The 8341-nt window shown below is 34.5% G+C and carries 6 protein-coding genes; 2 read left to right on the plus strand and 4 right to left on the minus strand.

Going from position 1 to position 8341, the window contains the following annotated elements; all coding sequences use genetic code 11:
• Nucleotide 1 precedes the first annotated feature (1 nt).
• The 4 genes from O9307_RS10250 to O9307_RS10265 form a co-directional block, all read right to left on the minus strand.
• Entirely contained in the window at nt 2-1051 is a 1050-nt protein-coding gene (locus O9307_RS10250) for a UDP-glucose--hexose-1-phosphate uridylyltransferase (protein ID WP_298298642.1), read from the minus strand.
• A gap of 109 nt (nt 1052-1160) precedes the next feature.
• A complete protein-coding gene (gene galK, locus O9307_RS10255) occupies nt 1161-2330 on the minus strand; it encodes a galactokinase (RefSeq protein ID WP_298298645.1) in 1170 nt (389 codons plus the stop codon).
• Nucleotides 2331-2453: 123 nt separating this feature from the next.
• Nucleotides 2454-4652 carry an alpha-galactosidase gene (locus O9307_RS10260; protein WP_298298648.1) on the minus strand — a complete coding sequence of 733 codons (2199 nt, stop codon included), beginning with the start codon at nt 4650-4652 and terminating at the stop codon, nt 2454-2456.
• A gap of 38 nt (nt 4653-4690) precedes the next feature.
• On the minus strand, nt 4691-5710 hold the full coding sequence (locus O9307_RS10265) for an aldose epimerase family protein (protein ID WP_298298651.1): 1020 nt from the start codon (nt 5708-5710) through the stop codon (nt 4691-4693).
• 125 nt (nt 5711-5835) lie between these two features.
• Between O9307_RS10265 and O9307_RS10270 the strand changes: the two genes are divergently transcribed.
• Nucleotides 5836-6834, plus strand: a complete 999-nt coding sequence (locus O9307_RS10270; protein WP_298298654.1) for a GntR family transcriptional regulator — start codon at nt 5836-5838, stop codon at nt 6832-6834.
• A gap of 384 nt (nt 6835-7218) precedes the next feature.
• Nucleotides 7219-8205 (plus strand): RagB/SusD family nutrient uptake outer membrane protein, encoded by a 987-nt coding sequence (locus O9307_RS10275; RefSeq protein ID WP_298298657.1) that lies wholly within the window; start codon nt 7219-7221, stop codon nt 8203-8205.
• Nucleotides 8206-8341 lie beyond the last annotated feature (136 nt).

The raw sequence follows: 8341 nt of genomic DNA on the forward strand, positions 1-8341 counted from the left end.
TTTACTTGTTTTTATAATGAACTACTGATAATCCTCTCAAAACCTCAGCACTTTTCTCTGGGGTAATATCACGCTGTGACTCGCCCATCATTTCATAACCTACCATAAATTTCTTTACCGAAGCTGAGCGCAACAACGGCGGATAAAAATGCATATGAAAATGCCATTCTGGATGTTCTTCACCATCTGTTGGCGCTTGATGGATCCCCGAAGAATAAGGAAATGAGGTTTCAAAAAGATTGTCATATTTAATGGTTAACTGCTTAAGCATTGTAGCAAATGCATAGGTCTCTGAGGAAGAAAAATCCGTTATCTTAAGAATATGACGTTTACTGACAATCAAAGTCTCAAAAGGCCAAACAGCCCAAAAAGGAACTAAAGCCACAAAATGGTCATTCTCTAGGACTATTCTTTCGTTTAATTTTAATTCTTCTTGCAAATAATCTTGGATAAGATTTCTACCGTGTAAATCATAGTAGGCCTTAAGATTATGCTGTGTTTTTTCTACTGAAGTGGGCAAAGACGATTGCGCCCAAATTTGACCATGCGGATGCGGATTACTGCACCCCATGATACTCCCCTTATTTTCAAAAATCTGAACATGATTTATATACTCTATTTTACCTAAAGAGGTATACTCCATTTGCCAAGTATGAATAATGTTTTCAATAGCCTTGACGCTCATCTCAGGTAGGGTCAAATTATGTTTTGGCGAAAAGCACACGACTTTTGAAATACCTCGTTCTGGTTTTGCTTTAAAAAAAGTAGGAGTACTATTTTCTTCAAAAGCAATGGGTTCTTGTTTTAGCGCAGCAAAATCATTTTCAAAGACAAAACAATCTTCATACTTAGGATTAACCATTCCGTTAGCTCGAACATTTCCAGCACACAAATAACATTCTGAATCGTATTCTGGTAATGTTTCAGAAATAACAACTTCGTTTTGTCCCTGCCAAGGGCGTTTTGCACGGTGGGGCGAAACCAAAACCCACTCGTTAATTAAGGGATTAAAACGTCTATGTGGATCTTCGTTGATATCAAAATTTTTCATGCTTTCATTTTATGTTTTTTGACACAGATTTCACGAATTATCACAGATTAATTTTGTGCTTAAAAATTTGTGCAAATATGTGTGGAATCAGCGTTAAGTTTTTTATTAATTATGATGGCTCATATAAGGATGTACCGTTTCCGATTTTAACATCGTAAATTTTCAACTCAATGTTCCATTTTTCTTGGTATAATTGAGCGAATTTTTGTTTAACGGCTTCTTCTTTTCCTTTTTTAATCAAAGTAATGGTGCAGCCACCAAAACCACCGCCCATCAATCGGGAACCTATTACGGCCTCATCGGCTAAGGCCAATTCGACCAAATAATCCAACTCGGGACAGCTCACTTCGTATTCTCTGGACAAACCATCGTGTGTTTCAAAAAGTAACTGTCCCAAAAGCTCCATATTTCCGGCATCCAAAGCTTCGCAGGCTTTAGAGACACGAGCAATTTCCTTTACTACATAATGCACGCGTGCAAAAACAACCGCATCCATTTTGTCTTTCAAAGTCAACAATTGCGCTTCGGTACAATTTCTGAAACTTTTGATTTCAGGAAAATTAGCTTTTATAATCGCCAAACCTTCTTCGCATTCTTCTCTTCTTTTGTTATATGCCGACGTAAACAAGGAATGCTTTACATTGCTATCAAACAACACCAAAGCATAGTCTTTAAAATCAGCGTTGTGGTACTCAAATTCCAAGGTATTACAATCCAATTTAATGACCTTATTTTCTAGTCCATGCACACTGGCAAATTGGTCCATAATACCACAATTGATTCCCACCCAATGTTCTGCCTTTTGACCCATCAATGCTCGATTTTGTTGAGTAATCTCCAATCCAAAAAGCGATTGCATTCCAAAAAGAAAACCACAATCCAAAGCAGCCGAAGACGACAAGCCAGAACCTACTGGAATATTGCTACTAAATACACAATTGACTCCACTAAAATCAAAGCCATTGTCTTGAAGCTGTTTCAAAACTCCTAAAATGTAATTATGCCAAACCGTTGAACTCAATTGAATGTCTTGCGATAAATCAATTGCGAATTCTTGATTCAAATCGATAGCCACGATTCGAGAAGTAGTCGTGTTCCTTTTTTCAAAAGCAAAGCAGATGATCTTATCTATAGCAGCAGGTAATACATAGCCATCGTTGTAATCTATGTGTTCTCCAATGATGTTAATTCTTCCCGGAGAAAGCACTATTTTTTCGGGCGTATTACCAAATGTTTCCTGAAAAAAAGTCGTCGTTTTTTGTATTAATGCGTCCTTCATTTATTTTAATTTAATCAAAAGCTCAAGTGAAACTTTCATTATTTTCTTTCCTTTGAGAAATGATGTTTTGACATTTTTAATGATTATCTCCTTATTAATGAATAATTAGATTACGGTGATTTTTTATATCTCAGTAATTTCAAGAACTACACTCGATTCTACCTTTGATGAAGAAACTCTCAAACCAACATTCATTAGAAAATCTCCGGTAAACGATTCTCCCGATTCTTCGAGATATTTTTTCCCTTCTGGCATTACATTTATTTCTTCCACTTTGTAGGTTTTATTCGGGTCTAAACCTTGAAAACGAACAGAATTGTATTGCGGATCATAAAGCGGATGAAGTGTATAAGAGAATAAAACAGCCTTACTTTTTGCCTCGTTAACATACATCAATACAGCACGGCTTTCGTCGTAAGGAGAAATTAGTCGATACAAATTGCCATGCCAAATAACAGGGCTCAATCGTTTATAGTTGACAACAGCTTCCTTAGTATAGACTAATTCTTTTTCTTTGAGTTCCCTTACATTAATATCAAATCCAAGTTTACCCATCATGACAACATCCGTTTTGAATTTAATGGATTGATTTCCCCAAGATGTTACGTGATTACAAATTGAAAAAGCTGGGAAAAACTGAGAATACCCCCATTGTATGAATACTCGATTAAACGGATCGGTGTTGTCGCTGGCCCAAAACTCAGTAAAATATTTGAGGAATGCATAATCCGTTCTTCCTCCGCCACCTGAGCACAGCATCATAGGTAGATTGGGGTATTTTGTTTTAATTCGTTCTAAAACTTTATATAGCCCGTTGGTATATTCTATAAATAAATGCGATTGTTGGTTTTTTAGATAAGTAGAATATGCATTGGTCATCATTCGGTTGCAATCCCATTTAAAAAAAGCCACACCTGAATTAGTTTGCATAATGTCATCTACCGTTTTGAATACAAAATCTTGCACTTTCGGGTTGCATAAATCCAGAACCAATTGGGTACGATAATAATTTTCTGGTCTATTGGGTAATTTCAATATCCAATCTGGATGTTTTTCGTATAATTCACTTTTAGGATTTACCATCTCAGGTTCTATCCAAATTCCAAATTTTACTCCTGTTTTCTCTGCTTCTTTCATCAAGAAACCGAGACCATTTGGCAGTTTTGTTTTGGTGGCTTGCCAATCTCCAAGACCTGATTTATCGCCACTTCGAGGGTATTTGTTTCCAAACCAACCGTCATCCAAAAGGAACATATCAACCCCAAGGGTTTTTGAATCCACAAACATGTCTGTCAATTTCTTCTCATCAAAATTAAAAAAAGTAGTTTCCCAATTGTTTAGTAGCGTTAATCGAGGTTTTTCTCCATCTTTTATTCCATACTTTCTAGCCCATGCATGTAGGTTGCGACTCGCCTGTCCTTTTCCTTTATTTGAAAAAGTATAAATAAATGATGGCGTAACGAATGATTTTTCAGGCTGAAGACTGTATTCTGAAGCAAATGGATTGATTCCAGAAGTTACTCGAAGTGCATTCTTATTGTCTAATTCGAAAGAAAGCTTGAAGTTTCCAGACCAAGCAATTGTTCCTGCCACAAGCTCTCCCGAATTTTCATCTGCTTTAGCATTCAGAGACAAAAAGAAAACTGGTGTTTGGTACATATTGTTACGAACTCCTAATTTTGAGTCGATTACTTTTGTACCACTGGTCAATTCACTTTCCTGCATACGAACTTCTTTGGCCCAATCTCCATGAAATTGAGTTAACCAATAACGATCTGCATCAAAATGCAACATTGAGGAAGCATAGTTATATAGCATCACTGGTTTCTTTTCGTGATGCTTAATTTCGGTCCATTGTTCAATTACGTTTTCATTAAAATAGGCTTTATAATGTAGTGTTACTTCTACGGGATATACCAAATCTTGTAGTTGAATAATGGTTTCAGTAGTATTGCCATCTATTTTTTCTGTACGATGACTGACATACACTAATTCCAAAGATGGATTCCCGTCATTATGCGTCATTCGAATCGCGGACTCAAACAAGTTGTCTGTTCCAAAAGTTGGATACGCTTGATGTCTTAAATTGACCAATGGATTCCCGTCATTTACCACAAATGATTTTGTGTTTTCTTTAGAAAGTAGGTTATATCCTGAATTACCATTTAGTTTTGTACCTAAATACGATTGATAAAGCAAACCGTTCTTGCCTGCCTTTAGAATCAAAGCTGTACTTTGAGTTTCAATCTGAATTTGGCGATCCTGAGCATTAGCATTACAAAAAAATGTTGTAAGAGCTACTAATAGTATTATTTTTTTCATTGAAATTGTATAGCGATAATGTATGTAGTTACTTGTATTTAAAGAATTTCAAATTTATAGATGGTTTTGTGTTTGTAACTCTCATTCTTCTTCAGAACAGCACTCGGAAAATGCTTATGATTGGGAGCATCAGGGAAATTTTGGGTTTCAAAACAAATTCCACTTAAAGAATGATAAAACACATTTTCTTTTCCTTTTATTGCTTCGCAGTTTCCCCCAACATATACATGTACCGCTGGTTGATCTGTATAAACAGTCATTTTTAGCTTGTTTTTTGGGCTAATTAAGGAAGCTGCCAATTCTTGTTCCTTGTTTAAAACAAATGTTGTATCGATTTTGGTAGGACATTTTTTGAAGGAAGAAAAATCAAAAGCAGCATTAGTTACGTTTACATAATTCCCCGTTGGAATATTCTCATTTGTTGCTTCCAAAATTTGATTAGAATTAATGTATAGTTCCTGATTGGAAACATCCGAATGATGTCCGTTCAAATTAAAATAACTATGATGGGTTAAGTTCACAATGGTATCTTCAGTGGATGTAGCATTATATTCAATAACTAACTCATTCTCCTCAGATAATGTATAGGTTAATTCTACTGCTAAATCTCCTGGATAATTTTCATAATTGTTCTGACAGTCGTACCTTAAAGTTATCGAGGGGTTTTCTCCATCACTTCTATCTTTAATAGTCCAAACTACATTACTAAAGCCTAAATTGCCTCCGTGGAGCGAATGATTATTGTTGTTTCTATTCAAATGAAATAGTTTACCATTCAATTCAAAAGTTCCGTTGTTGATTCTACCCGCATATTGACCAACTGTTGCTCCTAGGTAAGGGGCGCTTTTTAAATTAAAAGACTCCAAATAGGCCTCAAGATTGTCAAATCCTAAAACAACATCAACACTTTTATTATTCGCTATTGGTATTTTTAGTGAGGTAATAGTTGCTCCATAATTGATTACGTTTAAACGCATTCCATTTTTATTAATCAATTCAAAAGAATGTATAGCAATGCCATCAGACATGTTTCCAAATAATTTTGCAGAAGACCCCATAATACTGTTTTGACTATTTTGTTATTACTTATTATGAAAAATGAAATTCAAAAATATAACATTAAGATATTTTCACATACCGGTACCTACTAGTTTTTTTATATCTTGCAAAAAATTACATTATTATGAACATAATTTCCATTCAAAACAACCTAGGAATCCCTAAATACAGACAGATTGTTTATTCTATTGAAAAGGCAATCGAAGAAAAAAAATTAAAAAAAGACGAAAAATTACCTTCGATAAATAAAATTTGTATTGCCTTTACCTTATCACGAGACACGGTTTTACAGGCGTATGAAGAGCTAAAAAAAAGAGGCATTATTTATGCCATCCCAGGAAAAGGCTATTATGTAAAAAGCCTTGAGGTTACTATAAAACAAAGGATTTTTTTATTATTTGATGAGTTAAATATCTTTAAAGAAGACATCTACAATTCGTTTATGGAAAGTATTGGAAAAAATGTTCAGGTCGACATCTTTTTTCATCATTTTAACTACCAAATGTTTCGCAAGTTAATCACTGAAAGCAATGGTAATTATACAAAATATATCATAATGCCAACCAATTTGCCTAATACAGCAGAAATCATAAAAACCCTACCGGTGAATGAAGTATTTATATTAGATCAAACCAACTTAGCATTAGAATCCTTCCCGGCCGTATTTCAAAATCACCAAAAAGACATTTATGATGCCTTACAAAAAGGAAAATCTCATTTAAACAAGTATAAAAAACTAATTTTAATATTTCCAGGCTTCAGAGAACCCGAAGGAATGAAAAAAGGTTTTGAAAATTTTTGCGCCGATTACGCCTTTGAGTACGAAATTATACCACAGTTTAAAGGAAGAGAAATACATACTGGGGAAACCTATATTATTCCCAATGATAGAGATCTGGTTGATGTTATTGAAAAATCTAAACTACAAAACTTAAAATTGAGCGAAGATTTTGGAATTATCTCATACAATGAAACGGCTTTAAAAAAGATAGTCGGAAACGGCATCACCACAATTTCTACCGATTTTGAAGCTATGGGTAGGATTCTAGCTGAGATGGTTTTAAAAGGTAAAAAAGGGCAAATAGAAAACAAATGTACCCTAATCCTTAGAAATTCACTATAGTATAAAGTTCACTCTGCTTTAGAATGAACTGTAGCTCATCAACAAAATAGCCATTTGTACAATAACACATCCAAGGGGTGTGTTTTTTTGTACTATTAACCCGTTGGGTGAAATTGTTTTTTTGAATTTCACCAACGGGTACTATTAGTAACTTGTAATATCCCCAAACCAATAAAAGGACAAAGCAAAAGTAAGCAAGCTAAGCTTAGTTCTAACTTCTTACTATAATTCTCTCACTGGTATGCTTCCAAAAACAAAATATTTCTACTCATAAACTTGCTTAAAAAATGATACTTTTTGATACTATATTATCCACTTGAAAATTTTTAATAAAAGTTGATTTTTCATCAATAAAAAACGATACCCATTTGTAAAATTCTATTCATGATTTTAAAACTGATTGTTGATTATAATTCATCTACAATTAATGCTGGAGCTCTCACTGCTGACAATGCTTATGATTTTGACATCTGGAAACCTACCTATTCTATTATTCAAAATTGTAATATCTTTTTGTCCAAAATTGATAATGTCCCTGGAGATGAAGCTTGGAGAAATCGATTAAAAGGAGAAGTACTTTTTTTAAGAGCTTACGCCTATTTTAAATTGACATGCGACTATGGTGGAGTTCCAATAATTACCGAACCCTTTAATTTAAATAGTGATTTTAAAATTGACCGCAGTACATACGACCAATCAATCGATTTTATAGCTACAGAACTAGACAAAGCTACTGCTTTATTACCATTAACGACTTCTAGCCTTGGTAGAATCACAAAAGGGGCAGCACTTGCTATAAAATCAAGAGCACTACTCTATGCTGCCAGCCCACAATGGAATACCTCTAATGACATCAACAAATGGAAAAAAGCATCAGATGCTGCAAAAGCTGTTATTGATTTAAATATTTATCAATTATATGACAAAAACTATCCAGATATTTTTACAACTAATAATTCAGAAATTATTTCCTGTCGTTTATCTAGTAAAGATCCACAATGGAGTGCTTATAATGGAGTAGAGACCTTCTTGTCTCCAAGTGGATTTCATGGCTGGGCTTCTTTTGCACCAAGCCAAGGCTTAATAGACGCATTTGGAACCGCTGATGGTAAAGACATTACTGACCCTACATCGGGGTATGACCCTCAAAATCCTTACTCAAACAGGGACCCTCGTTTTTACAAAAATATTGTTTACGATGGCCGTGCTTATGGCAAACCAGAATTTTTTCAAGATCGTTATGATGCTGGCCATTCAAACAAAGCAGAATTTTACGAAGGCGGTCTCGATTCTCCTCAAGGATGGGACACTTGGAACAATAGCGAAACACGTTATGCTTTTCGCAAATATTGCGATACTACCTATAACTAAGTAATCAGAATAAAATAATGTCGTATTTTATTGTTTATATGTAGTTAAATTTGTATATTTATCTCATTATGAGATATGTAACCCTAAAAAAAGAAGAGATTGAAGTGTTAGAACACCTTCATCAAAAAAGCCCTAA

The sequence above is a fragment of the Flavobacterium sp. genome, assembly GCF_027531905.1.
GTDB lineage: Bacteria > Bacteroidota > Bacteroidia > Flavobacteriales > Flavobacteriaceae > Flavobacterium.